This window comes from Loktanella sp. Alg231-35, assembly GCF_900143545.1.
Lineage (GTDB): Bacteria > Pseudomonadota > Alphaproteobacteria > Rhodobacterales > Rhodobacteraceae > Yoonia.
Window position 1 is genome coordinate 540,626 of record NZ_FREV01000003.1, and the last position, 26,700, is coordinate 567,325.

Consider the following 26,700-nt stretch of genomic DNA (forward strand, 5'->3'; position numbering starts at 1 on the left):
TGATGAGCAAATCCCCCATTCTGATGTGGTTCCGGCGCGATCTGCGTCTGGACGATCATGCGGCCCTGACGGCGGCTTGTGCTGCGGGCCATCCTGTCATTCCGGTGTTTATCCTTGATGAGCTGACGGAAGAAATGGGAGCCGCCCCCAAAATGCGGCTGGGGTTGTCAGTTGCGGATCTTGCCAAGGCGTTGGGCGATGAAGGCAGCAAGCTGATCCTGCGGCGTGGGAATGCGGATGAGGTGCTGCGCCAGTTGATCGCCCAGACGGGGGCAGGGGCCGTCTATTGGTCGCGCCAGTATGATCCGGCCAGCCGTGCGCGTGATACCCTCGTGAAGACAGCGCTGAAAGCGGATGGTGTAGAAGCCAAGAGCTTTGCCGGGCATGTCTTGTTTGAACCTTGGACCGTCGAGACGAAGACGGGTGGTTATTACAAGGTCTACACCCCGATGTGGAAATCTGTACGGGGCAATGATGTGCCCAGCGCGCTGCCTGCGCCGGGCCGGGTTCCGACACCTGACGATTGGCCGGCGTCTGACAATCTTGAGGATTGGCAGATGGGTGCCGCCATGCGGCGTGGTGCCGCGATCCTGACCAACCACTGCACGGTCGGTGAAACGGCGGCCCTGGGCAGGCTAGGGGCGTTTATCGCCGATAATGTCAGTGCTTACGTCAAAAACCGCGACATTCCCGGTGTCACAGGCACCTCTGGCCTGTCCGAGAACCTGACCTACGGCGAGATCAGCCCGCGCATCTGCTGGCATGCAGGCTGGAAGGCGCTGAACGACGGCAAGGCCGATGCAGAAGTGTTCCTCAAAGAACTGGTCTGGCGCGAGTTTGCCTATCATCTGGCGTTTCATACGCCGCGCATTGTCAGCGACAACTGGAAGCCGGAGTGGGACGCTTTTCCCTGGAACACGGAAGAGACCCCCGACGTGACCGCATGGAAACAAGGGCGCACCGGTATCCGTTTCGTCGATGCGGCCATGCGCGAGATGTATGTGACAGGCACCATGCATAACCGGGGGCGGATGATTGTGGCCTCGTATTTGACCAAACATCTGCTCAGCCATTGGAAGATCGGAAAGGCGTGGTTTGCCGATTGTCTGACCGACTGGGACCCGTGCAGCAATGCGATGGGTTGGCAGTGGTCGGCTGGCTCCGGCCCGGATGCCACGCCCTACTTTCGGGTGTTCAATCCGGTCACGCAGTTGGACAAGTTCGACAAGGACAGGGTTTATGTCAAACGCTGGATTGCTCAAGGCACCAACGCGCCCAGCGCGACAGCCTTGTCATATTATGATATGATCCCCGGCAGTTGGGGCATGTCGCCAATGGACAGGTATCCAGACGCTGTGGTGCCTGCAGACGTTGGACGGCAGCGCGCGCTTGACGCCTATCAAACGCGCGGATTTTAGATGCCGTTACGTCACCCTTAACAAAGTTTGATCGTTTTCAGTGACTTCGCCGTATCAAGAGTTACCTTCAACCGAAATACCGTGGGCCGGGACGCCCGCGCAAGAAAAGACGACAGGAAGACGCATGATCTTAACCAGTACCAAGGGCCAAACCGGACTGCCGCGTTACTTCGCGCGGGTTTTTGACCAGATCAAGGACCTCAGCAAGGGGCGCGTTGATATTGTCCTACCAGACGGACGCCAGTTTCGCGCCGAGGGGCCAGAGCCGGGGCATGTGGCCGAAGTGCATATTCACAACGATGATGTTTTTGCGCGCACTGTGCGCGAAGGCGATATGGGCTTCTCAGAAGCCTATCTGGACGGCTGGTGGACAACGCCTGATCTGATGGCCGTGATGGATTTCATGCATGATGATGCCGATCATATCTACGACGGGTTCCCCGCCCAAAAGCTGATCCGGTTTTACGAGCGTGTCCGCTTTTGGATGCAGCGCAACTCCAGATCGCAGGCCCGCAAGAACATCAGCTATCACTATGATCTGGGTAATGAATTTTATGGTCTGTGGCTGGACGATACGATGACCTATTCGTCGGCGATCTTTGAGACGGGTCAAGAAAGCACCGAAGCGGCACAAACAGCCAAATACGCCAGCATGGTCGATCAGATGGGCGCGAAGGCCGGAGATCACGTGCTTGAAATCGGCTGCGGTTGGGGCGGTTTTGCGGAATATGCCGCCAAGGAACGCGGGATCAAAGTGACCGGGCTGACGATCAGCAAAGAACAACACGACTATGCGGTCGCGCGGATGGCCAAGGCAGGCCTGTCGGATATGGTCGAGATCAAGATGCAAGACTACCGCGACGAAAAGGGCACCTATGACGGCATCGCCAGCATCGAGATGTTTGAAGCGGTCGGTGAACAATACTGGCCCACATACTTTGAAACGGTGCGAGAGCGGCTCAAACCGGGTAAACACGCAACACTCCAGATCATCACCGTGAAGGATGAACGTTGGGAAAGTTACCGCCGTGGCGTGGACTTTATCCAGAAATACATCTTCCCCGGCGGCATGCTTCCTAGCCCGATAGTTTTGCGCCAAGAGGTTGAAAAGGCTGGATTAAATGTGAAATGCTCAATCGAATTTGGTAACAGTTATAGCCTGACGCTGCGCCGCTGGCACGAGACCTTCAACGAAAAATGGGATCAGGTTGCCGCTTTGGGCTTTGATGACAGGTTCAAACGGATGTGGGATTTTTATCTGACCTCTTGTGCCGCGACATTTGATAGCCGAAACTGTGATGTAACGCAGATTACCGTGACGCGCTCTGCATAGATCAGGTCGTGCGCGCCAATACGAGGACGCAGTGACATGCCTACAGCCGGACGTCTTGCCGGAGCCGTGATTTTCGGCCTCTTCGGGTGGTATTTGGCAGGGATAACCATTCCATTCTTTCCAGAATCCAATGCGCCTGATTTCTGGATCCCTGCAAGTGCAGGCATCAGCCTGATTATCGGCTGGCGTGTTTGCGGCTCCCGCGCTGGACGCGGCTATAATGAGGCCATCGCCACAGGGATTACGGCCGCCGGGTCGATCGCCTTTTGTCTGCTGTTTGCCTTGGGGTTCAATCAGATGATCTCGAACGCGATGCGCTTGTTCTACGATGGTCCGATTGACGCTGTGATGGATGTCTTTAGCCAGATGCTGGAATTCGCACTGTATTTCTACGATTGGGGTCTGATTGCCACTCTGGTCATCGGTGCAATTGTTTGTGCCTTTGCCACAGAGTTCTTTGGCCGGCGTTTCCCCTGAACCCATGGATATTTTTGTTTACGGCACGTTGCGGTCGCATGCCTTGATGGCCGCGGTGGCTGGTGAAGGTCCGATGACCCCAGTTGAGGCGCGCCTGCCTGATGTCGCCGTTTATCCATTGGCCGGAAACGTGGTCCCCTTCATCCGTGCCTCACCCGGTGCCGCCGCATTCGGCCTGATCTGGCAGGGTCTGACGCCAGCACAGGTTGCCCGTCTAGACGTTTATGAAGGCGCGTTTGGGTATGTCTTGGAGGAGACCACCGTCAGCACCGCCCAAGGCGCGCGCATTGTGCAATGCTATATGCCACCTGCGGGGTTGCCTGTGGGTGACGGCGCCTGGTCGTTGGCCGTGTGGGAGGCCGACCATCTGGCCCCCGCCATCTTGGGCGCCCAAGAGGTGTTTTCGCTTGATCCGCTCCCTGACGCTGCCACCTTGCGGGGCATGTGGCCGATGATCGAGGCGCGCGCGTGGTCAAAACACCGGCCAAAAGCGGCGCCGGCGGCGCGCCGATTTACCCCATCAAAGGGTGATTTCGCTGTTCTGCATGCGCATCCGCCAGCGGGCCGATTCTTCAGTTTTCAAAGCATGGATGTGCAACACCGCATGTTCTCGGGCGCGCGCAGTGATGTGCTGCACCGCGAAGGGTTCTTTGGCATCGATGCTGCGATTGTGCTGCCATATGACCCCAAACGCGACCGCATCCTGCTGGTCGAACAGGCCCGCATGGGGCCTGCGCTGCGCCATGATCCTAATCCGTGGATGCTTGAACCTGTGGCCGGGATCGTTGATGCCCGCGAAACGCCGGAACAGGCCGCAATGCGCGAAGGCCACGAAGAAGCTGGGCTGACGTTTACCTCGCTGGAGCGGGCAGGGCAGTTCTATGTCTCGCCGGGGGCCACGACCGATTACTTTTACACCTACGTCGGCCTGTGCGATCTGCCGCAGAGCGAAACCTATCTGGGCGGTCTGCCCGATGAGGCCGAGGATTTACGCCTGCACCCGATGTCCTTGGATGAAGGTTTGGCGTTGGCTGACAGTGGCGAAATCGCAACTGGCCCGGCGCTGTTTCTGCTCTACTGGATTTTGCGCCATCGGGCACGTCTTGCGGCAGTGTGATCAACGCAGATGACTTGATGTTGGCAGGGTGCAGTCCTACACAGAGAGGACCGAATAAAGGGGCCGGGCCATGACCATCAAAGAGAACCTTGCAGATGCCGTTGGAAACACGCCGCTGATCAAGCTGCGCGCCGCCTCAGAGGCAACGGGGTGTACCATCCTAGGCAAAGCTGAATTCCTCAATCCCGGCCAGTCGGTCAAGGATCGTGCGGCCCTTTTCATGATCAAGGATGCGATTGCACGCGGTGATCTAAAACCCGGTGGGACAATTGTCGAAGGCACGGCAGGCAACACCGGTATCGGGTTGGCGCTGGTGGGTGCCTCCATGGGGTTCAAAACGGTGATCGTGATCCCCGAAACCCAAAGCGAAGAGAAAAAAGAGATGATCCGCGTAGCCGGGGCTCATCTGGTCCAAGTTCCGGCGGTGCCCTATTCCAATCCCAATAACTACGTCAAATATTCGGCCCGTTTGGCGGCCGCACTCAGCGAGACAGAGCCAAATGGCGCGATCTGGGCCAATCAGTTCGATAATACCGCCAACCGGCAAGCCCATGTCGAAACAACAGGCCCCGAGATTTGGGAACAAACAGGTGGCAAGGTTGATGGCTTTACCTGTGCCTGTGGGTCGGGAGGCACGCTGGCCGGTGTCGCGCAGGTTTTGCAGCCCAAGGGCGTGAAGGTTGGCGTTTCGGATCCTGATGGATCTGGTCTTTACAAACTCTATACCGACAAGGTGCCCCCGGCGGGCGACTCGATCACCGAAGGGATCGGGCAGGGGCGGATTACCGCGAACCTTGAAGGCTTTACCCCTGATTTCGCTTATAAAATCCCCGATGCCGAGGCGCTGCCGCTCATCTTTGATTTGTTGCAGCACGAAGGGCTGTGCATGGGCGGTTCGACTGGGATCAACATAGCCGGTGCGATAAGGTTGGCCCGTGAGATGGGGCCGGGGCATACAATTGTGACGATCCTGTGTGACTATGGCACGCGGTATCAGTCCAAGATCTTCAACCCCGATTTCTTGCGGGGCAAGGGCCTGCCGGTGCCTGCATGGCTCGAAGCTGACGTCGATGTGCCCACTGTGTTCGAGGACGCATGATCCGGCGCCTCTCTGCCTTCCTATTGGTCGCAATCGTCGCGATATCACTGCCCCTTGCTGCAATGGCGCAAGACGCCAGCGGTCCGGTTGACGTTATTGCAGAACAAAACGACTGGGAAAGACTGGCCACCCGCGCTGAGGCATTGGCCGGATCAGAAGACCCGTCATTATTTACTATCCAGCGCTTGCGCGCAGAGCTTGTCAAATGGCGTGATCAGTTTCTGGCGGACAGTGCCGTCAATGGCGGGCGCATTGGCACGGTCAATACGCAAATTGCGGCCCTTGGCCCAGTGCCGGAAAGCGGAATAGAGCCGGAAGCCGTGGCGGCAAGGCGTGCTGCGCTTCAGGCACAACTTACCAATCTGACCGCGCCGCGTCTGCTGGCGCAAGAATCCTATGCGCGGGCAAATGGTATTATTTCCGAGTTCGATGGCCTTGTTTTGCGCGAGCAGACGGCACAACTGGGCCAACGAGGGCCATCGCCGCTGAACCCCACGCATCTGGCGGCGGCAGTTGCGGCTATCTGGCAGATACTCGGGTTCATCGGTGCCGAAACCACAACTGAGATCGGCGTGCGCTTTGGGTCGGGCGCGTTGCTTGCCGTGCTGCCGCGCGCGCTGGCCTTGCTTGTTGTCGGCATCGCGTTGATCGGTGGCGGTCGCCGCTACATCACCCGCCTGCGCGCAAATCTGGCCGAGCGTGGCGGGCGGTGGCTGACGTTGCGTCTGTTCTTGCTGTCTTTGGTGCAGATCATTGTTCCTTTGCTGGGGCTGGTGCTGCTCACGGCGAGCTTGCAGGAGTTTGATATCTTCGGGCTGCGGGGGGATCTTGTTGTTGAGGCAATTCCTGTTGCAGGTCTGTTTGTCATTCTTGGTTGGTGGCTGGCCCGGCATCTGTTCCCAAGCGGAGCGTCCAACGGATTTCTGGGCTATGATAAAACGGTCCGGGCATCGGGTCGCCGCTATGCGCTTGCACTGGCCTGGGTTATGGCCGTCGTAGCACTGCTTGAGGTCGTTTTGACCACGATGGATGTGACCGATGCCACATTGGCCGCGATCAGATGGCCGGTACTGGTGGTGCTTGGAGTTCTATTGTGGCGTCTGGGCCGTGCCGTCCAGACCAGTCCAGAGGAGATTGAAGGCAAAACCGTATCGGCGGGGCAGATGCGAAACCTTGTGGGGCGGTTGTGTACGCTTGTGGCTGTCGCGGGCCCGCTGCTGGCCGGTCTGGGGTATACGGTTGCTGGTCAGGAGTTGATGCTGGCATTCATTCTGTCGCTGACGCTTGTCGGGGTCATTTTGCTGCTGCAACGCATCGTGCATGATCTGAACACCGCCGAGGACGCAGAGAAAGCACAAGGGTTGCGCGCGCTGCTGCCGGTCTTTGCCAGTTTTGTGATCTATCTGCTAAGCTTGCCCGTCTTTGCGCTGATCTGGGGCGCGCGCGTGGACGACCTGCGCGAGGTTTGGACGCAATTCCGCGAAGGGTTTACCATTGGCGACACGCAGATTTCGCCCACTGATTTCCTGACCTTCGCGTTGGTCTTTGCCTTGGGCTATCTGCTGACGCGGTTCATCCAAAGCACCTTGCGAAAGTCGGTTCTGCCGCGCACACGGCTTGATCTGGGTGGGCAGAACGCCATTGTCGCGGGCTTTGGCTATGTCGGGGTTATTCTGGCGGCGATCGTGGCGATCACCAGCGCGGGCATCGATCTGTCCAGTCTGGCGATTGTGGCCGGTGCCTTGTCGGTTGGTATCGGGTTTGGTCTGCAAAACATCGTCTCAAACTTTGTCTCTGGCATTATTTTGTTGATTGAACGCCCCGTTAGCGAAGGCGACTGGATCGAGGTCGGCGGGCAAATGGGTTATGTCCGGTCAATCTCTGTACGCTCAACTCGGATTGAGACGTTCGACCGCACCGATGTGATCATCCCCAATGCCGATCTGGTCAGCGGGCAGGTGACAAACTGGACCCGTGGCAATTTGGTGGGCCGGGTCATTGTACCTGTTGGCGTTGCTTACGGCAGCGACGTTGACAAGGTGACAGAGATCCTGCGCGGCATTGCCGAGGCCCATCCGCTGGTGATCATGACGCCACCGCCCTCGGTGCTGTTTCGTGGGTTTGGCGCGGATTCCCTCGATTTCGAAATTCGGGCAATCCTGCGCGATGTGAATTATGTTCTGGTGGCCCAATCGGAAATGAATGTCGAGATTGCCCGGCAATTTGCCGAAGCCGGGATCGAGATCCCATTTGCCCAGCGCGATATCTGGTTGCGCAATCCCGAAGTGCTCAAGGAGCGACCTGAATGACCAAACTTTTGTTTCGCGACGATGCCTATCTGCGAGAGGCGGCAGCAACGGTAACTGCGATCACCTCGGAAGGGGGGATCGTGCTGGATCAAACGATCTTTTACCCCACGTCTGGTGGGCAACCCGGCGACAGTGGCCGTCTGCGTTGGGGCAAAAAAGAGGTCGAGATTGCAACCGCCCAGAAAGGCGAGGGCGATGATGTCCTGCTGCTCTGTGCTGAACCGGCTGGCATACCCGCAGTAGGTGATGAAGTTGTGCAAGTGATCAACTGGGACCGCCGCTATAGGCATATGCGTGTGCATACCGCATTGCATCTGCTGTCGGTCGTGATCCCGCTGCCAGTGTCAGGCGGGTCCATTGGCGCAGAGAAAGGTCGGCTGGATTTTGACATGCCCGAAGCGCCCGAAGACAAGGCCGCACTTGAGGATGACCTTAACCGTCTGATTGCCTGTAACATGGCCGTGACTGATGAATGGATCACAGATGCAGAACTGGACGCGCAGCCAGATCTTGTGAAAACAATGTCGGTGCAGCCACCGCGTGGCAGCGGCCAGATCCGTCTGATCCGAATTGGGGTTGGCAATGAAACCGCCGATCTGCAACCCTGTGGTGGCACCCATGTGGCCAATACCGAAGAAATCGGTCGCGTTCGCCTTGGGAAAGTTGAAAAGAAAGGCCGCCAGAACCGGCGTGTTTATCTGCATTTGGAGTAAGGCTTTGCGTTCATTTGTGATCTCGCTTTTGATGTTATGGGGGGTGGCCCAACCCGCCGCTGCGCAGTCCTATCAAGGCTGCAATTTCAGTGAGGCGCGCATTATCGACGAGGCGATGCGCTCTGCCAAAGACCTCACGTTGAAGGCTGCCGCTGTCGTGGGGGACACGCCTGACTATCATCGCTGGTTCGGCACCTATTCCCAAGCCAATGCAGATGAGGTGCGCGCAAACCTCAAGGCCATTGTCACAGCCATCAGGGGCGGGGGCGTGACCGCGCAATGCGATCAGATTTCACAGGATGGATGCTCGGCCGGGGAATATGCTTGGGTCTATGCGGATGAACCCTATCTGATACATCTGTGCCCTTCGTTCTTTAACCTGCCTGTGCTGGAACGGCTGCAACCGGGTTCACGCTGGAGCGAGAACGGTACCCGCGAAGGGACGCTGATCCACGAGATTTCGCATTTCCTGCGTGTCGCCCGGACCGACGATCACTGCTATTCACGGCTCATCTGTCGAGAAATGGCAAGCAACGATGCGACACGTGCCATCGATAACGCCGACAGCTACCAGTATTATACTGAAGATGTGACCTATTTTGCCCGTCAGCCACTGACAAACAAACCGCCACCAGCGCCGCGTGCAGATCGTTAATCTGGTTCGACCTCTTGCCCGAATAAGTCACGTTCCAGAGGTTGATCCAGCATTCTTTCGGTTTCCGGCAGCCCCTCGCGCGATAGCAGCACCGCAAAGGGGCGCAGCTTGGGCACATAGCTGCACACAACCAGCATCATCACCATGATCGGCACCGACAGGAACATGCCCGGCACTCCCCAGACAGCGCCCCAGAAGGCCAGAAACAGGATAATTCCAAAAGAGGACAGGCGCAGCGCACGCCCCATCAGCATGGGGTCGATGATGCTGCCGTTCACGAATTGGATGACGCCAGAGATGACGAAAATGATGCCTGTGATTGTCGCGTCACCGATCTGTACGTGGGCCACCAAGGCGATCAAGGCGGTCGCCACGATAGACCCGATATTGGGAATGAAATTCAGCACGAAGGTGATGATGCCGATGGATGTGGCCAGCTCCAGCTCAAAGGCGCGGGCAAGCACATATATCATCGCACCCGTAATGGCGCTGATCAGCGTCTTGACCAGTAAGTAATAGTTGACCCGGTGAATGATCGACCGGATGATCTTGCCCACCCTCTCGGCCTGTTCCTCATCCCCCAGAAAGCTGAGCAGCTTGGTTTCAAACCAGAGACGTTCAACAAAGAGAAAGCCCACAAAGAGGATGACCAGCACGGTGGCCTGTGTGATCCCGCTTGCCTGTCCCGCAGCAGAGCGCAGATAGCTTGATACATCAACAGAGCGCAGGGCGTTGGAAATCGCCAATTGGCTGTCATCACCCGCCCAACTAAAAAGCGATGCCACAGCAGATGGTGCGCGTTCGGTATAAGACAGGGTCGTCACCAGCACGGTGTTCACCTGTGCCAGCAGAATCGACGTGAGCGTCAGCAAGGCGGCAGAGATCAAGAACAGTGCGGCAATACTGGCAATCGCGTTGGGAATTCGGATCATGCCGATGCGCTGGCGCGCGATAAAGTTGATCACATCACTGGTCAGGCTGAAAAGAATGATGGCCGTCGCCAGAGATATCAGAACAAACCGCGCCTGCACCAGCAAGAACAACACCACAGCAAAGGCAATAATGACCAGCGCACCGGTTTGCAGGCGCGTTGTTTCATTGGGCCTTTCGGCGGGGGCGGTCTTGGGCGGATCGTGCAACATCGGCGTGAAGTCTCACCATATCGATGTCTGATGTAAAGACCGGGAATGCGGCACGCACAAACATAGCTGTGGGGTCTTGCAATCAATGGCCAGAAGGGGCTAAACCGCCGCCACGGACAGGTGGCCGAGTGGTCGAAGGCGCACGCCTGGAAAGTGTGTAGGCGGGAGACCGTCTCCAGGGTTCGAATCCCTGTCTGTCCGCCACCATCCCATTTTAAGCAGTTTCGCAAGATCGCCTTGGGCGGCTTTTTTGCTTTGTTTATATGCTTGATGTGCAGTTCACCGCTTACCTTGAGTTTCTTTCGATGATGTCTATGTTCGTTCATGAAGTGGTATGGAAGGTGGTATTTTGGATGGCCATATCTGGCAAGCTTACAAAGAAGCTGGTTGAGAACCTTGGGGCAGGGCGTCACGGCGATGGCGGCGGGCTTTATCTTGTGGTTGATCCATCCGGCGCGCGGCGCTGGATTGTTCGGGTTGTGGTTAAAGGCCAGAAAAACAAAAAGGGTGCGCCATTGCGGACTGATTTTGGTTTGGGTGGCGCGGATGTAGTGACCATCAACCAAGCCCGCGACCGTGCGCTGGAATATCGCCGCATGGCAAAACAGGGATTGAACCCCCGTTTCAATGCCCAGCGCCAAATCCCGACTTTCGAAGAATTTGCGCAACAGGTTCACATTGATCGGATGCCGACGTGGAAGAACGCCAAGCATGGGCAGCAATGGATCAACACACTGCGCGATTATGCCTTTCCCAAGATTGGACGGATGCCGCTGGACAGCATCGACCAACCTGAAGTGATGATGTGCCTATCGCCAATCTGGACGGAAAAGCACGAGACCGCGCGGCGGTTATCTCAGCGGATCAAGACGGTTCTGGACGTGGCCAAGTCCAAGGGCTTTCGGTCCGGCGAAAACCCCGTAAACTCCATCAAGGACGCAGGTGCGCTACCCAAGGTGAAAGCCAAGGTTAAACACCACAAGGCTATGCGCTGGCAGGATGTGCCAGCCTTCTACGCCGATTTAAAAACCCTCAATGCAATGTCAGCCCATGCCTTGCGGTTCACCTGTTTGACTGGATCAAGGACAAGCGAAGTCTTGGGGATGCGCTGGGGTGAAATAGACTTTGATGCACGGCTGTGGACCTGTCCGTTGGAACGAATGAAAACGGGCGCGGAACACCGCGTTCCTTTGACAGATGAAATGCTGTCGATCATTGAGCCGCTCAAGGCTCTTAAGTCTGAGTACGTATTTGAGGGCCAGAAACGCCACAAGCCGCTATCCAATATGTCGATGCTAATGCTGTTGCGGCGGATGGATGTCCAAGGGGTCACGGTCCACGGTTTTCGATCAACTTTCCGCGATTGGGCGTCTGAGGTTGCCAATGCACCGCGAGAGATTGCAGAAATGAGCCTATCACATAGAGTAGGGTCAGATGTAGAGCGTGCCTATGCGCGGTCAGACTTGCTGGATAAGCGGCGGGTGTTGATAGAGCAGTGGTCAGTATTCGTTTTGACCCAAGCATTGGGGGGCTATCTTGAGTGGCAGCAATGAAGCTTTTGTTGAAATAATTCGCTTTGACAGATTCTCTCAAAAAATGAAGTATGGTGGTGTTGGGATGGTCTTTGGGAAGATCAACCATGGCCTCACAACAAACTATTTTTCCGAGATTTTTTATGAGTCGCAAGTCGGTAGCGATGGAGTTCCTGTTGTATCGTTACAAGCGGCATCCAAGGCAATTTTGTATGATATTGCATCGGAAATATCGGTTGCTCTGCGCTTTTTGCAAGGTCGCGAATGGTTTGATGCCAACGTTCAGTTTTCTACCACTGGGTTGCCCCCATTCAGTGAAATTGTCGTAGATGGTTGGCGTGCGGAATGGGGAAACTCAACGCGAGTTGATTTAGAATTCTACCTTGAAGACCTTTGCCAAGAACTCGAACTAAATGATCTGATCTATAGCCAAGAGTGGTACTATGCTAAGGCCAGTTATCTCTACTTCAAAGATCACAAACTTCCTGATCACGCGATGACGATTGGCATTCTGCTTTCGCAGATGTGGTGGAAACTTGAGCAAGAGGATGCGGCAATTCGAGGTCGAGAGAACCAAAGATCTTTAGATCGTGCCAACTTAGCAAAAAAACTACGGATGAAAGAGCAAGCTACAGCCAAGGATACTGTTCTTGTCATGTATTGGCATAGGGCTTTGCAGGAACACGGAGCCGAGGTGATGAAGCGCGATAGCAATGCCGCTCAAGCCATTTTTGCCATGGCAACAGAGAGAAGACCGCGAGAGCTGCAAATACGAAGTTCAGGCAAGATCATAGGTGCGGAGGCAATCCGAAAGAGGTTGGTTGAGTTGAGGCGGCAAGGTAAAATTGGATAAATCGCCCAAGTTTCCCAAATCGGTAAAAGTGGGCGAACCTTCCGTTTTATCAAGCTGAAATTGCGGTCAGTTCCGTCTCACCCGCATGAGGGCCTCCAAGGTCGGCAAGGCGGACCAAGCCCTCTTTCGCTGCGGCGCCCCCAACGGCTCTTTTGGGCGCTTTGCGACATCGGTGAGCCTGGTGCTTAACCACGGGCAAGAATTTTACCCACGCCAAACACAACCAATATTAGAGTGTTAAACATTTAGGGCGCGCGTTCTGATATACGCACCCGTCAGAGAAGAACTTAAATGAATCTCATCGATGCATCCAAATCACGAAGTTCTACGCACCACCGCGAAACAACGAAAAGCCCCATGGTGTGAATTTGAATGGCAAGTGAAAATGTTCTTCTAAATGATTGATCCCGAAGCGAAAGATAGCGATTTCTAGGAATGAAGGATCGGACACTTCAACGCCGCACATGCGATAGAAAGGGCCCACGTCAAACTCGACCTCATACATGCCGCGGGTAGTGCCAATTCCTTGGATAATCGGGTGTTGCAATAGGCCGTCATCGTTACATTGACCTCTGGCGATCTCGCGGCGGGCTTCATCTAGAAAGACCAATCTCACGTTCAAACCAGCCGCTGGGACACCGCGCGCGATATCTACTGCGTGAATTGAAATGCCGCCAACCCGATGCTGGTCTTTGGTTGAAGTTCCCATGTCGTTCGCCTGTTCCATCTGTTTATTGCGCGCGCTCTTACCCCTGAGCGCTGCCCCTCCAAGGTACCATCTCTCCAAACAAGCTTGCCATGGGGCGCCAATCTGATCCACGATAAAAAGATCACAAGCGCGTTCAAAATTTCAGAACAAAGCACTGACGTCATCGATCCATTCCCATCAGGGGCAAGACGGGCCCTTCAAAAAGGTAACGCTATGTCCCTCCATCTTGTGCCACGCTCTTTGCAGTATTTCGAACAGGTTGCGCTGCAAGGTTCGATCCAGGCGGCATCACGTGAATTGGGCATTTCGGCCTCAGCGATTCAACGCCAGATCGTGATGATCGAAGAGTCCGTTGGCGAGGCCTTGTTTGAGCGTGACCCGAAGGGAATGATACTGACGCCAACCGGGCGTTTGATCTTGGACCTTGCGCGGGACTGGCGGCTGGGCAACGCCCGGCTTTGGTCGGCGGTGCAAGCGAACCGCGGCATCGAGCATGGTCACATCAGGATTGCCGCCATGGATGGGATGGTGAACGGACTTGTTCCTACTTTACTCAGGGATGTGTCCCAGGCGCTGCCGAAAGTATACGTCGATATCGACATTCTTAGCCCGGACAATGCGGTCAAAGGTATCCTGCAAGGAGATTATGACCTCAGCATCGTGGCCAATGCCCCACCGGACAGAAAGCTGGTTTGCCACTGGAAAGAAGACTTCCCGCTAGGATGTATCGTATCTCCCCAGCACGTATTGGCCGGACGGGCCTCCATCTTTCTGGAAGAATTCATTTCCCACCCTGTGGTTTTTCAAAGCAGCTATATTTCTATCAGGAAGCACCTTGAAGCGCGCCATGGGTGGATATTCGAGAAAGCGACCCGCGCAATCGTTGCGAATTCCCCGCATCTCATCAAGGTTCTGGCCGCGTCGGGCGACTACATCGCACTTACCTCCGAATTGGATGCGGCGTCAGAAATCAGAGCCGGACTGCTGGAGTTCATTCCCGTTGAAGATGAGAATGCCCTTCAGCAAACGATCAGCGTCATTTCGAATGTGGATGCGATGGAAACCGATTTGACTGTCAAAGTCATTTCAATGGCGGTTCAGAATTTTCAACGTACGGCGGCATCGCTTTCCTCAACCCAAAGAGTTTCTTAATCTGATTTTTACAGTTCACGATTGCACATCGGTTCGGATTGAGGGCCGCTCATGAGCCGAAACACCGAGGATCAATAGGTTAACACGCCATCTCTGCGTTCTATTTTTCAGAACGGCAGGCTGATTTTTAATCTATAGACAGCAACGACAGACCAATCGTAGCCTTTGATCAAAGAGTGACAAAACGGATGGGGTCCCAAATGACAAGCATTGCCCAGATCGACATTTCGGACGATAAAACCGCACAGGCCTATATCCTCCCGCTGATCGAACGCTCGCCTGACATTGCCGAAAGAGTGGCGGCCCAACGCCCTTTCCGGACTGCCACGAAATTGGCTGCCGTCATCCAAAAAGAGTTGGTGCGGCTGGGCGATGATGAGACAATTCAGCTGTTCTGTGCCCATCCGGAATTGGCACCGGATAATCCCTCGGCTATGACGGCAGAGTCCCAATCTGAGCAGGGACGCCTGAATTTGACCGATAGCGTTGGTGACGAGCGCAACCGCATTTCTGAATTGAATGTCTCGTACCGCGAGAAATTCGGATTCCCTTTTATCACCGCGGTCTTTCGGCACGAGGATATGGCCAGTGTCCTGGCCGAATTCGAAGATCGCCTGACTGGCGATAAATCCACAGAGATCAAAACCGCCTTGGACCACATTATTGCGATCATGCGGTCGCGCGTCGAAAACAGCTTCGGCAAATCGGGAAATGGGGCATAATGACAAAACTGCCTGACCACAGTACAGAGCTTGGCGCAGAACCGGCAGAGGCAACATCCTTGGGTTGGGGGTCTGCGATTGGCGGGCTGTTACTACTCGTTCTTAGCATTATCTTTATGGCTGGGGGGTGGCGCCTTGGGCTTGGTGTTCCGACACGGCTGGGGACCGGCGCGTTCCCGTTCTTTGCGGGCGGTATACTGGCCGTTCTGGCGTGCGCCATTTGCATTGATGAACGACGCGGCGATGGCATTGCCGACACACCTGATTGGATCGCTTTTCTGGCCATAAGCGCGGCCCTTGCGGTATTCGCCCTGACCGCTGACCAAGTCGGACTGGTGCCTGCGGCGTTCCTGACGGTCATTATAGCAAGCCTGCCTGACACCAGCCTTTCGTTGCTGGGAAAAGCAATTCTCGGCGTCGTTGTATCAGTGGCCTGCTGGATTCTCTTTATTGAGTTGCTGAACCTTCCCGTCAAACCCTTCGTGAGGTTCTGGTAATGGATATTCTCGCAAGCTTTGGTCAGGGCCTTTTGGTCGTACTGGAACCGCAAAACCTGATGTATTGTTTCATCGGGGTGTTCTTGGGAACCTTCATTGGCGTGTTGCCGGGCATTGGGTCTATGGCCGCAATCGCGATGATCCTGCCCCTGACATTCTACCTCGACCCGACCCCGGCGATTATCATGATCGCTGCGGTGTTTTATGGTGCTGAATACGGCGGATCGACGGCGGCGATCCTGATGAATGTGCCCGGGACGCCTGCAGCATCGATCACCGCAATCGAAGGGCATGCACTGGCCAAGAAAGGCCGTGCCGGGGTTGCTCTGTTTTCAACTGCGACGGCCTCTTTTGGAGGCGGTGTTTTTGGCATGATTGTCATTGCATTCTTGTCGCCCTCACTTGCCAAACTTGCGCTGTCGTTCGGGCCCGCGGACTATTTCGCGGTGATCTTGCTCGGGCTGGTTGCGGCTTCGGCGGTCAGTAATGGTGGCGCGCTCAAAGGGATTGCCATGGTGGTCACGGGTCTGATGCTTGGCACGATAGGCATTGACCTCACAACCGGGGATCTGCGGTTCACGATGGGCATACCGGAACTGCGCGACGGAGTGCATATTGTGATCGTCGCCATGGGTTTGTTTGGCGTGACCGAACTGATCGCGTCGATCCGCACGAACCTAAAAGGCAAGTCCGACGTCGAGGTCGATTTCGACGATCTCTATCCTTCAAAAGAGGAATGGAAATCACTGCCGGCGCCGATCCTGCGCGGCAGTGCGATCGGGTCGTTCTTTGGAGCCCTTCCCGGTACAGGTCAAACAATCGCCGCCGCCATTGCCTATGCGGTCGAAAAGCGCGTTTCGCCTTGGCGTAAGCGCTTTGGCACGGGTGTCGTTCCTGGTGTCGCCGTGCCCGAAGCGGCCAACAACGCGGCGACCCAGACCGCCTTTATCCCGACGCTGACCCTGGGCGTTCCCGGCAGCCCGCCCATGGCCATCGTCATCGGGGCCCTGATGATTTACGGAATCACCCCTGGTCCACGCTTGTTAACGGAACAGCCGGATATGTTCTGGGGGCTGGTCGCCAGTTTTCTGGTCGGCAACATCATGCTTCTTGTTCTGAATGTGCCGCTGATTGGAATGTGGGTGCGGCTGCTCAAGATCCCTTACAAATACATGTACCCTACAATTATCGTCTTGATTTGTATGGGCGTTTACAGCCTGAACAACAATGTATTCGACATCTGGCTGACCCTCGTGATCGGCGCTGCGGGCTACATTATGCGGCTGTTTCGATTTGAACCTGCTCCGCTTCTTTTGGGCTTCGTTCTTGGCCCCATAATGGAGGAACAATTGCGTCGGACCATGCTGCTCTCTCGCGGCGATCCGATGGTGTTTCTGGAGCGACCAATCAGCGCGACACTGATCGCGATCACCGTCGGAATTCTAATCTTCGGTCTGTATTCTACCCAACGCAAACGCCGCCAGACACGTGCGGCTCAACAAAACTCAACAGGAAGGTAAACCGTATGAAACTTGATCGCAGAACAATATTGGGAACAAGTCTGGCAGCTTTAACAGCGCTCTCGGCTTCATTTGCAATGGCAGAACCCGGCCCATGGAGCGATGAGCCAGTCCGCATTGTCGTCACCTTCCCTCCCGGTGGCACAAGTGATCTGGTCGCACGTCTGGTGGCGCAATATCTTGATACCGAATTCGGGCAGAAAGCCGTGGTTGACAATCGCCCCGGCGCTGCAGGCACGGTCGCGGCTGATTTTGTGTCCCAGCAGGATCCCGATGGCACAACGGTGCTTCTGGCCAACAACGCGCCCTTCACAATTGCGCCGACACGGTTCAAGTCGATCCCCTATGAGCCAATCGACGGGTTTACGCACCTCGCCTATATCGGTGCTTCGGCGCCCGGCCTCTTTGTTCATCCTTCCTCAGGGATTACGACCTTGGAAGAATACGTTGCATTTGTGGAAACTGCGCCCATGACCTATGGCTCAAGCGGGGTTGGCTCGATTTCACACATCCTAGGCGAAGCAGTAGATGCCGCCGTTGGGGTCGAGTCGATCCACGTTCCCTACCAAGGCAGCTCCCCAGCCATTCAGGACTTCAGAGCAGGAGTCCTAGACAGTTTTTATGACATGGTTGTTCAAAATAGCGACATGATCGAAGATAACGAAGCCGTGGCTCTCGCGATTGCGTCCCCCGAACGCAACCCACAGCTTCCTGACGTTCCGACGTTCAAGGAACAGGGCTATGATGTCGTCATCGAGAATTGGGTTGGCCTGTCGGGTCCGGCCGGGATCGATCCAGCAATGGCCGCAAAAATTAATGAAACAGTACTGGCAGTTTTCGCGATCCCCGAAGTCCGGGACCGCCTGACCGAGCTGGGTATCACCCACACAGCCATGTCGACCGAGGACTACTCCACTTTGGTCGGTGAACTGATCGAGGTTTGGAAGCCGCTTATCATCGCAGCAGGCATCGCTGAGTAACCTCCCTGGTGGCTGTCCCGTCTACGGATGGGACAGCCCGAACATTCGAAGGATAGGAAATGGCAGGCTATCTCTCTACCCACGTTCTGGACACCGCCCGGGGTTGCCCCGCGCAAGGGGTCAAGATTGAACTGTTCAGGCTTTCTGAGACTGGAGATGATCTCATTCGGACGTTGACTTCAAACGCGGATGGCCGAACCGACGAATTGGTCATACCCGAAGACGAGTTCGTGTTCGGGAGCTATCAGCTCTCGTTCTCTGCAGGCGCATATCTTGCTAGCATAGATGCTTATGCAGAAAGCGAAGCGCTGTTCGACATTATCCCAATAACTTTCAAGTTGACGCGACACATACACTTTCATGTGCCGCTGCTGCTATCGCCATATTCATACTCTACATATCTGGGTAGCTAATGGTCGAGCGCAGCAAAATTGCCAACAATTTGAGCTGGCATCAATGATCGCCCCTTCCATTGCCAATGTCTGCTCTGCTGCGGTTCGTGAGCATTCGTGCGACATGCAGCAATTGGCACTTTGGGCTCTTAACCGACATCTGACGGTTTCACTCGGGCTTTCAGGACACACGAACTCCTTCAATGGCGGCTGAGCGGACAAAGCCGCCTTTTGCTCTCGCGGCTATTGCTCACGCAGCATTCGTTCGCAGGTGCAGCAGCATTTTTGCTGCGTTTCAGCCTGTGTCGTTAAAGCAGCCGTTCAACGCCACCGATTCAGGTGGATTTCAATTCGCGTTTCGCGACGTCTTAGCGATGTATGCTTGCTTTCAGAGAGCGACAAGCTGAGGCGGCTCGCCAAGTCACACGGTCGCAAAGGCTCTTGGGATGGCTCCATTTGACGTTTGGACGCCAAAAGACCAACGCACAAAGAGCATGGCTTCGCCCATAATATTATGGACCTTCAAGGTGTGCGCCAAATCGCCGAGAGAGCAGTTCAGGACGATTTGTCCCTTTCGCTGGGCTTTTGCGACGACCTCAACGTCAAATGGAACATCAGGATGACACGTTTCAAGGTGTGCAACGATCTGCGGGGCTGCGCCGACAGCCATATAGAGCGCGACACAGGTACCCGGTTTGATGTCCTTGATGGGGTCGGGCACCGTAAATCCGTCTTGGCGGTGACCTGTGGTCAGCACAAGTGTGTCAACTTTGCCTCTTTCCGTGAGGCTTTGGCCGATACTCGCCGCTGCCGCACAGGCTGCCGTAACGCCGGGGACAATTTCAAACGGGATATCGCTGGCTTTGAGGGCATCGGTTTCTTCAGTGCTGCGTCCGAACACACCGGGGTCACCGCATTTCAGGCGCACCACCCGTTGCCCGCGTTTGGCGGCAGCGACCAGTGTTTGAGTGATCTTTTCCTGTGGCAAACTATGACAGCCCGGGGCTTTGCCGACATAAACACGTTCGGCGTCACGGCGCGCTAGTTCAAGGATTTCGGGATCAAGAAGGCGGTCATAATAAATGACATCTGCTTCTTGCAGGCGCTGGACACCACGCAGGGTGATCAAATCCTTAGCACCGGGGCCCGCGCCCACCAGGCTCACGCTGCCGCCTATTGATGCCTCGAATTCACCGGTCTTAATCGCCGTCTTTATCATCTTGGCCGCGTCGCGCGCGGCCCCGCTGGTGAACAGCTGACGCGGCGTGTCATTGAACACCCAGTGCCACAAATCCCGACGCGCGCGCGGGCCAAGACTGGCCGCCGCAGCACCCCGCATACGTCCTGCAAGGGCCGCAAGATCGCCAAGGCGCGGTTCAAGTGCCTCCTCAAGTTTGGTCTTGATTTGGCGTGCCAGAACGGGGGCTGTACCTTCGGTGCCGATGGCCACGACCACGGGGTCGCGATCCACAATCGACGGTGTGATAGCGTCACAAAGCTGGGGCTGGTCCACCACATTTACAGTCGCACCGCCCTCTTTTGCCAATGCATGCAGCGCTATGTCGATGCCGGGGCACCCTGAAGCGATGAACACCAGTGCGGTATCTGAAAACGTGTCCGGCGTAATAGGGCCAGTTTGATGTGTTATCCGCCCCGTAACCGCTAGGCCCGACAATTCAGGATCGAGCGTTGGTGCCCAGATTTCCACTATCGCTTCGGTCTTCAGGATCAACCGCGTCTTTTGGGCGGCTTGTTCACCACCGCCAACAATAACAACGCGGCGCCCCGACATTTGCAAAAACATGGGAAAGGTTTTCATGCGGATAGGCTTTCTGTGTGATGACGCGAGGCCCAAAGGCCCTGCGCCATTTGGTGTGCTTCATGAGGTGTCGGGGCCACCTTTAGCGTCCAAAGCGCCAACGCTGCCGTTCCGGTGATCTTGGCGATAGCGAACGGGTCATGCGTGCGCCCTTGCCAAAGATCAGCCAGATTTATCGTTTCACCTGCTTCATGCAGTCTGCGGGTGCCTTGTAAAATATGCTCTGCGGTTTCTTGAAAATGGGCACCATCGCGCAACCCGAAAACCACGGTGTCCTTGGACGGGTGTCGTTCAAATTCACCGCCGCCGCCTTTGATGATGCTTAGGTCTTTTTGCCCCAAAAGTGCTGCGGCTTGCGCTTGAAGGCTGCGGTATGACGGATGAAATACGCCTTGAACTGTGGCGCGGGCACCCGACGGGTTCCACATCCGCAGCACCGTGTTGAAACACGACCGCAACCCGAAGGTATCGCGCAAATTCAACACCGCAAACGCCTCAGGGCTTAACGTTTCCAGCGGCGAATAGATGACATGCGGCCCAGCAAGGTCAATCGCTTCGCGCACAGACGCAGTGGCTGATTGATGCGAATTCCAACCGTGCATCGACACGGTATATCCCGCCTGACCAACAAGCCGCGCGGCGAGCAAAAACAACGGCGAACCACGACTGCGCCCTGCGGCATAGGATGGCCAATCAAGGTCTGCTTTCGGCAATATTCCCGCAACATGGGCCCGCAAGGCGGCGGTGAACCCCGCAATTTCGCTCTCGGTTTCCCCACGTAGGCGCATGACCATCAGCAACGCGCCAACCGCCTCGGGGGCGGCGCCTCCCGTCAGGATCAGCGCCATCGCCTCGCGAGCCTCATCCATCGTCATCGCCCGCGCACGTCCCTTGCCACGTGCCACGATCTGTACAAACGGCGCGAGGGTCATTCTGCCGCCATCGGAATCTGGGCTTGCGCCAAAAGGGCGGTCAATTCAGGCTTACAGGACCCACAATTGGTGCCTGCACAGGTTGCGTCACCCAAAGCGGCAACGCTGTGCGCACCATTCGTAACGGCGGCCAACAAAGTATTTCGGCCCACATTAAAGCACGCACAAACGGTCGCGCCCGCGTCCGGTCGATCGGATGGGCTGCGCCCGGCCAATGCGGCAAGCGGCGCTGTGTCGGTGCCGATCATGTCAATGATCGCTGTGCGCGACACGACAACAGGGGTCGGGGAGGCAAAGAACAGCGCGGTAATTTTACCGTCCTGCGTTATGGCGATGCGGGTGCTTCCAATGGTCGCGTCAGTTTGGGTTGATGCATCGCCCCCCGTTTGGCCACAAAGACGACGTGCCTCGGCTTCCCAATCGACAGGCATTTTGCTTCCAGCCAACTCCACCTGCCAGCCCGTCTTTGTGGGCGAGATGGCCGCGTAGGGTGTTTGCGGGGTCGGTTCATTGATGCACGCCAGAAAGCCGCACCACTTCGCCTTGTAGACCTGTGCAATCACTGCATTGGATTTCAACGCAGGCTGACCTGAAACCGGGTCCGTCAGTGGTGCAGCGACGCTATTGACCGTGCCGTTGGTCGTGCGCTGTCGTGTCCAATGCATCGGCGCAAAAAGCTGCCCTTTGGCCACACCCGGCGTAATAAGGGCCCGCAAAAACGTGCGACCGTACACGCTTTCCACCTCAATCAACGCACCAGCCGCAGCACCCAATTCAACGGCATCAGCGGGATTTATCTCGACAAAGGGTTCGGCCAAATGCGCGCTCAGCCGAGCCGATTTACCCGTCCGCATCATCGTGTGCCACTGATCGCGATTTCGGCCTGTGTTGAGCGTGAACCGTGGTTTTGTGAGTATCGGCGCAATAACCGCGATCATCCGCGCTTTGCCGTCAGGATGATAAAAACGCCCGTCGGCAAAAAACCGATGATCATCTTGCGGCCACTGAGTAGGGATCAGTTTGGCATAATCAGCATCGGCGAAAATACTCAGGTCCAGATCACGCGCGATGTGCGACGCAGCGCCATCCAGCGCCACGTATTCCGCAAAAATGTCGGCGGGTTTTTTATAAGCAAAGGCATCCCCAAACCCCATGCGCGTAGCCACATCACTGATGATGTCCCAATCGGGCCGCGCAATGCCGGGTGACGGCAAAAAAGCCCGTTGGCGCGAAATACGGCGCTCAGAATTGGTGACGGTGCCGTCCTTTTCGCCCCAACCGGTGGCAGGTAAAAGGACATGCGCCAGATTGTTGGTATCCGTCTTTTTCATGATGTCGGACGTGACAACAAAGGGAACCGCCGCGATCGCAGCCGCTACGCCGTTGGAATCTGGCATCGATACCGCGGGGTTGGTCGACATCACCCAAAGCGCCTTGATCTGGCCGCGTGCGCAGGCCTCAAACAAATCGACAGCCTTTAGGCCCGGCTTTGTGCAAATGGTTGGGCTATCCCAGAAATCCTGCACCAGGTGTTGATGATCTGCATTGTCCAGTTCAAGATGATTGGCCAGCATATTGGCCAGCCCGCCGACTTCGCGCCCGCCCATCGCATTGGGTTGTCCGGTAACGGAAAATGGCCCCATGCCCGGGCGTCCAATCCGGCCTGTCGCCAAATGACAATTCAGGATCGCGTTGACTTTGTCAGTTCCGCAACTGGATTGATTCACCCCTTGGGAATAGATCGTGACGACCTTTTTGGTCTGCGTCCAAAGCTGATAAAACGCGGCAAGGTCGCCCGCACCAAGTCCGCTGTTCAACGGATCACCCAGCTGTGCAGATTTCACCGCATCAAAGCAACCGTGCACGTGCTCTTGCACATATGCCAAATCGACGGCACCAACCTCCACGAGGTAGGCAAGCAGCCCATTGAACAGCGCGATATCGCCATCAGGGGCGATTTGCAGATGCATATCTGCAAGATCTGTCGTGGCGGTGTGGCGCGGATCAACATTGACGATACGCATGTCGGGCCGTGCCTCTTTCGCCGCAGCAATCCGCTGATACAACACGGGATGGCACCAGGCGAGGTTGGACCCAACCAGCACGACCAGATCAGCCTGTTCTAAATCTGCATACGTTCCCGGCACCGTATCGGTCCCAAAGGCACGTTTGTGTCCCGCAACAGAGGACGCCATACAAAGCCGCGAATTTGTATCGATATTGGCAGCCCCGATGAACCCTTTCATCAACTTATTGGCGACATAGTAATCCTCGGTCAGCAGCTGGCCAGATGCATAAAACGCCACACTTTCTGGGCCATGCTCGGCAATCGCCGCACTGAATTTCTCCGTAACTAAATCAAGGGCAGTGTCCCAATCGGTATCCGCTCCGTTGACCTTCGGGTGCAAAAGCCGCCCCTCAAGATCAATCGTATCGCCAAGGGCGGCACCTTTCGAACAGAGCCGTCCGAAATTCGCCGGATGATCCGGGTCACCTTTGATCGTGCCATCAGACCCCGCCAGAACACCGCAGCCCACGCCGCAATAGGGACATGTGGTGCGGGTCAGGCTCATGCGGCCACCCGTGCTTTTAAAAATACACGATCCAGCAGAATACGCCCGTTTTCCACCCGCGCCGGATAGGTTGCGACGCGGCCCTCATCAGCGCCTTGCGCCTCACCGGTTTCCAGCGAAATCACCCAGTTGTGCAGCGGACAAGTCACTGATTTTCCGTGCACGATGCCTTCGGCCAAAGGCCCTGCCTTATGTGGGCATGCGTTGTCTAGCGCGAACACCTCATTCTCAGCGGTCCGGAAAACCGCCACGCAGCCAAACGCTGTTTTCACCATGCGCGCTCCCCGCTTTGGGACGTTTTCGAGCGAAGCAATATCAATCCAGTCGGTCATTCTGCGGCCTCCAACGACAAGTTTGCCAATGGCTGATAACGATCCGCTTTGGTTTGCGCGTGTTCTGCCCAAGGGTCTTGGCGATAGATCGACTGGCTCAATTCAAACCGATCAACCAAGGCTGGACCTTCGGCCTCAACCCGTTCTTTGATCCAATCATGGCCCACCTTGCCCATCCATTTGTAAATCCGGTCAAGGTATTTGGCGTTCTCACGGTACAGCTGGGTCACAGCCTTGATGACATCAATCGCCTCTTCCTCAGTCGCGACTTGAACCATCAATTCGGTTTCGCGCACATCCATGCCAGCGGCCCCGCCGATGCTGACCTGATAGCCGCTATCGACACAGATCACACCAATGTCTTTGCACGTGGCCTCGGCGCAATTGCGCGGACAGCCAGACACGCCAAGCTTAAGCTTATGTGGCGTCCATGACCCCCAAAGTTCTTTTTCCAGCTTGATCCCGAGGCCCGTACTGTCTTGCGTTCCAAAGCGGCAGTGATCCGTCCCAACACAGGTTTTCACCGTACGCAGACCTTTGGAATAGGCGTGTCCCGATACCATGCCAGCGGCGTTGAGATCAGCCCAGATATCGGGCAAATCCTCACCTCTCACACCCAACAGGTCGATGCGCTGACCACCCGTGACCTTGACCGTCGGCACCATGTATTTATCGGCAGCATTGGCAATCGCGCGCAATTCATCGGGCGTGGTGATCCCGCCCCACATGCGCGGCACAACTGAAAACGTACCGTCTTTCTGAATATTGGCGTGCTTGCGTTCGTTGATGAAACGGCTTTGCGGATCGTCCTGATATTCCAGCGGCCAATCGGCCAGCAGATAAAAATTCAGCGCGGGTCGGCAGACGTGGCAGCCGCAGGATGTCTTCCATCCGCATTCCTGCCAGACGGCGGGCATAGACATCAATCGCTGTGACTTGATCATGCGGCGCACGTCTTCGTGAGTCATGTCGGTGCAGCCACAAATGGCCGCTGCCGCAGGCACGACAAATTCGTCGCCCAACGTAACAGCTAAGACCTGTTCGACCAGCCCCGTGCAGGTTCCGCAGGATCCGCTGGCCTTCGTGGCTGATCGTACGGTGCCTAGATCAGTGGCCCCGTTTGCGATCGCATCTTCGATTTGTCCTTTGCAGATTCCGTTGCAGCCACAGATCTCTGCGTCACGCGGTAAGGCTGCAACAGCTGCTAAAGGGTCCAGGGGGGTCCCCCCCTGATAGGCAGGACCAAAGATCAGCGTGTCGCGCATATCGCTGATGTCAGTCTTGTCGCGGATCAGACCAAAGAACCAATTGCTGTCGGCGGTATCGCCATACATGACGGCCCCTTTGACGGTGTTTTCCTCAATCACCAATCGGCGGTAAACACCGCGTCCAGGATCACGGAACACGATGTCCTCGCGCCCCTCGCCATCCGCGAAATCACCCGCGCTGAACAAATCACAGCCTGTCACTTTCAGTTTGGTCGATAGTTCCTTTTGAACAAACTGCGCGTCTTCCCCCATCAACGTCTGGGCCGCCACGCGAGCTTGATCATAAAGCGGCGCGACAAGGCCAAAGATCGCCCCGTCATGCTCCACACATTCTCCAACGGCCAGAACATCCGCATCCGAGGTGACCATCTGGTCATCCACATGGATGCCTCTCCCCACCGCGAGTCCCGCGTCCTGCGCCAGTTTTATATTGGGGCGGATGCCAACAGCCATCACCAGCAGATTACACGGCAATTCCGTGCCATCATCCAACAGCAACGCTTTTACCTTGCCACTATCGCCCAGAATTTCCTTTGAGTTCGCCGTGCATTTCACGGTGATCCTTTTGTCCACCAGTGCCTTGCGCAACAAATACCCTGCCGCCTCATCCAATTGGCGTTCCATGAGGTGGCCCATGATATGCACGACGGTCACATCGATGCCACGCGCGGCCATGCCTGCGGCGGCCTCAAGGCCCAGCAAACCGCCGCCGATCACCACACATTTGTGCGCCGGTCCAAGGTCCATCATTCGCTGTGTATCTTCGAGATCGCGGTAGGCAATTACGCCTTCAAGGTCATGCCCTGGCAGCGGGATCATGAACGGGTTGGACCCCGTACCAAAGACCAGTTTGTCGTAGGGCAGCACCTCGCCCGCGTCGGTCGTCACAGTTCGTTTTGCGCGATCAATGTTTTGTACAAAGCAGCCAAAACGCGTTTTGATATTGTACAATTTGTACCATTCATCGTCGTGGGTGACGATTTCATCGTAGGTTTTGTCCCCTGACAAAACGGGCGACAGCATGATGCGGTTGTAGTTTCCGCGCGCCTCACCGTTGATCAAGGTGATGTCGTAATCCGCCTCTGCCTCGACCAGCGTTTCAAGCATTCGGCCCGTGGCCATACCTGCACCGATGACGATCAATTTCTGTGTCATA

Annotated in this window: 23 protein-coding genes and 1 tRNA gene; 17 read left to right on the top strand and 7 right to left on the bottom strand. The window is 56.1% G+C overall.

Annotated elements, in window-relative coordinates; all coding sequences use genetic code 11:
* Window positions 1-2: 2 nt before the first annotated feature.
* The 8 genes from DHN10_RS09610 to DHN10_RS09645 all read left to right on the top strand — a co-directional run bounded on the left by DHN10_RS09610 (window position 3) and on the right by DHN10_RS09645 (window position 9,121).
* Window positions 3-1,418, top strand: coding sequence for a cryptochrome/photolyase family protein (locus DHN10_RS09610; RefSeq protein ID WP_108815076.1), 1,416 nt, complete (start codon window positions 3-5; stop codon window positions 1,416-1,418).
* A gap of 124 nt (window positions 1,419-1,542) precedes the next feature.
* Window positions 1,543-2,751, top strand: coding sequence for an SAM-dependent methyltransferase (locus DHN10_RS09615; protein ID WP_108815077.1), 1,209 nt, complete (start codon window positions 1,543-1,545; stop codon window positions 2,749-2,751).
* Between the two features lie 36 nt (window positions 2,752-2,787).
* A complete protein-coding gene (locus DHN10_RS09620) occupies window positions 2,788-3,228 on the top strand; it encodes a TrgA family protein (protein ID WP_108815078.1) in 441 nt (146 codons plus the stop codon).
* Between the two features lie 4 nt (window positions 3,229-3,232).
* A complete protein-coding gene (locus DHN10_RS09625; protein ID WP_108815079.1) occupies window positions 3,233-4,345 on the top strand; it encodes an NUDIX domain-containing protein in 1,113 nt (370 codons plus the stop codon).
* A 70-nt stretch (window positions 4,346-4,415) separates the two neighbouring features.
* Entirely contained in the window at window positions 4,416-5,444 is a 1,029-nt protein-coding gene (locus tag DHN10_RS09630) for a cysteine synthase A (RefSeq protein ID WP_108815080.1), read from the top strand.
* A complete protein-coding gene (locus DHN10_RS09635) occupies window positions 5,441-7,753 on the top strand; it encodes a DUF3772 domain-containing protein (RefSeq protein WP_108815081.1) in 2,313 nt (770 codons plus the stop codon). The genes DHN10_RS09630 and DHN10_RS09635 overlap by 4 nt, the downstream gene beginning before the upstream one ends.
* Window positions 7,750-8,466, top strand: coding sequence for an alanyl-tRNA editing protein (locus DHN10_RS09640; protein ID WP_108815082.1), 717 nt, complete (start codon window positions 7,750-7,752; stop codon window positions 8,464-8,466). Before DHN10_RS09635 ends, DHN10_RS09640 begins: the two co-directional genes overlap by 4 nt.
* A gap of 4 nt (window positions 8,467-8,470) precedes the next feature.
* Complete coding sequence (locus DHN10_RS09645; protein ID WP_108815174.1) at window positions 8,471-9,121, top strand: M35 family metallo-endopeptidase; 651 nt, start codon at window positions 8,471-8,473, stop codon at window positions 9,119-9,121.
* Here DHN10_RS09645 and DHN10_RS09650 read toward each other — a convergent pair.
* Complete coding sequence (locus DHN10_RS09650) at window positions 9,118-10,263, bottom strand: AI-2E family transporter (protein ID WP_108815083.1); 1,146 nt, start codon at window positions 10,261-10,263, stop codon at window positions 9,118-9,120. The genes DHN10_RS09645 and DHN10_RS09650 overlap by 4 nt on opposite strands.
* A gap of 114 nt (window positions 10,264-10,377) precedes the next feature.
* Between DHN10_RS09650 and DHN10_RS09655 the strand changes: the two genes are divergently transcribed.
* The 3 genes from DHN10_RS09655 to DHN10_RS09665 all read left to right on the top strand — a co-directional run bounded on the left by DHN10_RS09655 (window position 10,378) and on the right by DHN10_RS09665 (window position 12,648).
* Window positions 10,378-10,467, top strand: a tRNA-Ser gene (locus DHN10_RS09655).
* A gap of 149 nt (window positions 10,468-10,616) precedes the next feature.
* On the top strand, window positions 10,617-11,816 hold the full coding sequence (locus tag DHN10_RS09660; RefSeq protein ID WP_108815175.1) for a tyrosine-type recombinase/integrase: 1,200 nt from the start codon (window positions 10,617-10,619) through the stop codon (window positions 11,814-11,816).
* The gene (locus tag DHN10_RS09665; protein WP_159086964.1) at window positions 11,800-12,648 is read left to right on the top strand and encodes a hypothetical protein; all 849 of its coding nucleotides are present in this window, start codon (window positions 11,800-11,802) and stop codon (window positions 12,646-12,648) included. Before DHN10_RS09660 ends, DHN10_RS09665 begins: the two co-directional genes overlap by 17 nt.
* A gap of 325 nt (window positions 12,649-12,973) precedes the next feature.
* Here the strand turns inward: DHN10_RS09665 and DHN10_RS09670 are convergent, their stop codons facing one another.
* The gene (locus DHN10_RS09670) at window positions 12,974-13,375 is read right to left on the bottom strand and encodes a hydroxyisourate hydrolase (RefSeq protein WP_234417090.1); all 402 of its coding nucleotides are present in this window, start codon (window positions 13,373-13,375) and stop codon (window positions 12,974-12,976) included.
* A gap of 66 nt (window positions 13,376-13,441) precedes the next feature.
* Between DHN10_RS09670 and DHN10_RS09675 the strand changes: the two genes are divergently transcribed.
* The 6 genes from DHN10_RS09675 to uraH all read left to right on the top strand — a co-directional run bounded on the left by DHN10_RS09675 (window position 13,442) and on the right by uraH (window position 18,641).
* Window positions 13,442-14,509 (top strand): LysR family transcriptional regulator, encoded by a 1,068-nt coding sequence (locus tag DHN10_RS09675; protein WP_108815085.1) that lies wholly within the window; start codon window positions 13,442-13,444, stop codon window positions 14,507-14,509.
* Window positions 14,510-14,709: 200 nt separating this feature from the next.
* Window positions 14,710-15,231, top strand: coding sequence for a 2-oxo-4-hydroxy-4-carboxy-5-ureidoimidazoline decarboxylase (gene uraD / locus DHN10_RS09680; RefSeq protein ID WP_159086965.1), 522 nt, complete (start codon window positions 14,710-14,712; stop codon window positions 15,229-15,231).
* Window positions 15,231-15,728, top strand: a complete 498-nt coding sequence (locus tag DHN10_RS09685) for a tripartite tricarboxylate transporter TctB family protein (protein ID WP_108815087.1) — start codon at window positions 15,231-15,233, stop codon at window positions 15,726-15,728. Before uraD ends, DHN10_RS09685 begins: the two co-directional genes overlap by 1 nt.
* Window positions 15,728-17,248 carry a tripartite tricarboxylate transporter permease gene (locus DHN10_RS09690; protein WP_108815088.1) on the top strand — a complete coding sequence of 507 codons (1,521 nt, stop codon included), beginning with the start codon at window positions 15,728-15,730 and terminating at the stop codon, window positions 17,246-17,248. Before DHN10_RS09685 ends, DHN10_RS09690 begins: the two co-directional genes overlap by 1 nt.
* A 77-nt stretch (window positions 17,249-17,325) precedes the next feature.
* Entirely contained in the window at window positions 17,326-18,228 is a 903-nt protein-coding gene (locus tag DHN10_RS09695) for a Bug family tripartite tricarboxylate transporter substrate binding protein (RefSeq protein WP_159086966.1), read from the top strand.
* A 59-nt stretch (window positions 18,229-18,287) separates the two neighbouring features.
* Window positions 18,288-18,641 (top strand): hydroxyisourate hydrolase, encoded by a 354-nt coding sequence (uraH, locus tag DHN10_RS09700; protein ID WP_108815090.1) that lies wholly within the window; start codon window positions 18,288-18,290, stop codon window positions 18,639-18,641.
* Between the two features lie 400 nt (window positions 18,642-19,041).
* On the opposite strand, the gene cysG is transcribed toward uraH, so the two are convergent.
* Genes cysG through nirB form a run of 5 tightly spaced genes read right to left on the bottom strand, consistent with a single transcriptional unit; the run spans window position 19,042 to window position 26,699 of the window.
* Window positions 19,042-20,439: a siroheme synthase CysG gene (gene cysG / locus DHN10_RS09705; protein WP_108815091.1), complete on the bottom strand. Its 1,398-nt coding sequence runs from the start codon at window positions 20,437-20,439 to the stop codon at window positions 19,042-19,044.
* Window positions 20,436-21,371, bottom strand: a complete 936-nt coding sequence (locus tag DHN10_RS09710; RefSeq protein WP_108815092.1) for a glycosyl transferase family protein — start codon at window positions 21,369-21,371, stop codon at window positions 20,436-20,438. Before DHN10_RS09710 ends, cysG begins: the two co-directional genes overlap by 4 nt.
* On the bottom strand, window positions 21,368-23,944 hold the full coding sequence (locus tag DHN10_RS09715; protein WP_108815093.1) for a nitrate reductase: 2,577 nt from the start codon (window positions 23,942-23,944) through the stop codon (window positions 21,368-21,370). The genes DHN10_RS09710 and DHN10_RS09715 overlap by 4 nt, the downstream gene beginning before the upstream one ends.
* A complete protein-coding gene (nirD, locus tag DHN10_RS09720) occupies window positions 23,941-24,276 on the bottom strand; it encodes a nitrite reductase small subunit NirD (protein ID WP_108815094.1) in 336 nt (111 codons plus the stop codon). The genes DHN10_RS09715 and nirD overlap by 4 nt, the downstream gene beginning before the upstream one ends.
* Window positions 24,273-26,699 (bottom strand): nitrite reductase large subunit NirB, encoded by a 2,427-nt coding sequence (gene nirB, locus DHN10_RS09725; protein WP_108815095.1) that lies wholly within the window; start codon window positions 26,697-26,699, stop codon window positions 24,273-24,275. Before nirB ends, nirD begins: the two co-directional genes overlap by 4 nt.
* Between the last annotated feature and the right edge of the window lies 1 nt (window position 26,700).

Coding starts and splice junctions, on each gene's coding strand:
- DHN10_RS09710 (WP_108815092.1), bottom strand. CDS start 21,371: ATGACCCTCGCGCCGTTTGTACAGATCGTGGCACGTGGCAAGGGACGT.
- nirD (WP_108815094.1), bottom strand. CDS start 24,276: ATGACCGACTGGATTGATATTGCTTCGCTCGAAAACGTCCCAAAGCGG.
- DHN10_RS09715 (WP_108815093.1), bottom strand. CDS start 23,944: ATGAGCCTGACCCGCACCACATGTCCCTATTGCGGCGTGGGCTGCGGT.
- DHN10_RS09630 (WP_108815080.1), top strand. CDS start 4,416: ATGACCATCAAAGAGAACCTTGCAGATGCCGTTGGAAACACGCCGCTG.
- DHN10_RS09670 (WP_234417090.1), bottom strand. CDS start 13,375: ATGGAACAGGCGAACGACATGGGAACTTCAACCAAAGACCAGCATCGG.
- DHN10_RS09625 (WP_108815079.1), top strand. CDS start 3,233: ATGGATATTTTTGTTTACGGCACGTTGCGGTCGCATGCCTTGATGGCC.
- DHN10_RS09690 (WP_108815088.1), top strand. CDS start 15,728: ATGGATATTCTCGCAAGCTTTGGTCAGGGCCTTTTGGTCGTACTGGAA.
- DHN10_RS09685 (WP_108815087.1), top strand. CDS start 15,231: ATGACAAAACTGCCTGACCACAGTACAGAGCTTGGCGCAGAACCGGCA.
- cysG (WP_108815091.1), bottom strand. CDS start 20,439: ATGAAAACCTTTCCCATGTTTTTGCAAATGTCGGGGCGCCGCGTTGTT.
- DHN10_RS09660 (WP_108815175.1), top strand. CDS start 10,617: ATGGCCATATCTGGCAAGCTTACAAAGAAGCTGGTTGAGAACCTTGGG.
- nirB (WP_108815095.1), bottom strand. CDS start 26,699: ATGACACAGAAATTGATCGTCATCGGTGCAGGTATGGCCACGGGCCGA.
- DHN10_RS09615 (WP_108815077.1), top strand. CDS start 1,543: ATGATCTTAACCAGTACCAAGGGCCAAACCGGACTGCCGCGTTACTTC.
- DHN10_RS09650 (WP_108815083.1), bottom strand. CDS start 10,263: ATGTTGCACGATCCGCCCAAGACCGCCCCCGCCGAAAGGCCCAATGAA.
- DHN10_RS09640 (WP_108815082.1), top strand. CDS start 7,750: ATGACCAAACTTTTGTTTCGCGACGATGCCTATCTGCGAGAGGCGGCA.
- DHN10_RS09635 (WP_108815081.1), top strand. CDS start 5,441: ATGATCCGGCGCCTCTCTGCCTTCCTATTGGTCGCAATCGTCGCGATA.
- uraH (WP_108815090.1), top strand. CDS start 18,288: ATGGCAGGCTATCTCTCTACCCACGTTCTGGACACCGCCCGGGGTTGC.
- DHN10_RS09695 (WP_159086966.1), top strand. CDS start 17,326: ATGGCAGAACCCGGCCCATGGAGCGATGAGCCAGTCCGCATTGTCGTC.
- DHN10_RS09610 (WP_108815076.1), top strand. CDS start 3: ATGAGCAAATCCCCCATTCTGATGTGGTTCCGGCGCGATCTGCGTCTG.
- DHN10_RS09620 (WP_108815078.1), top strand. CDS start 2,788: ATGCCTACAGCCGGACGTCTTGCCGGAGCCGTGATTTTCGGCCTCTTC.
- uraD (WP_159086965.1), top strand. CDS start 14,710: ATGACAAGCATTGCCCAGATCGACATTTCGGACGATAAAACCGCACAG.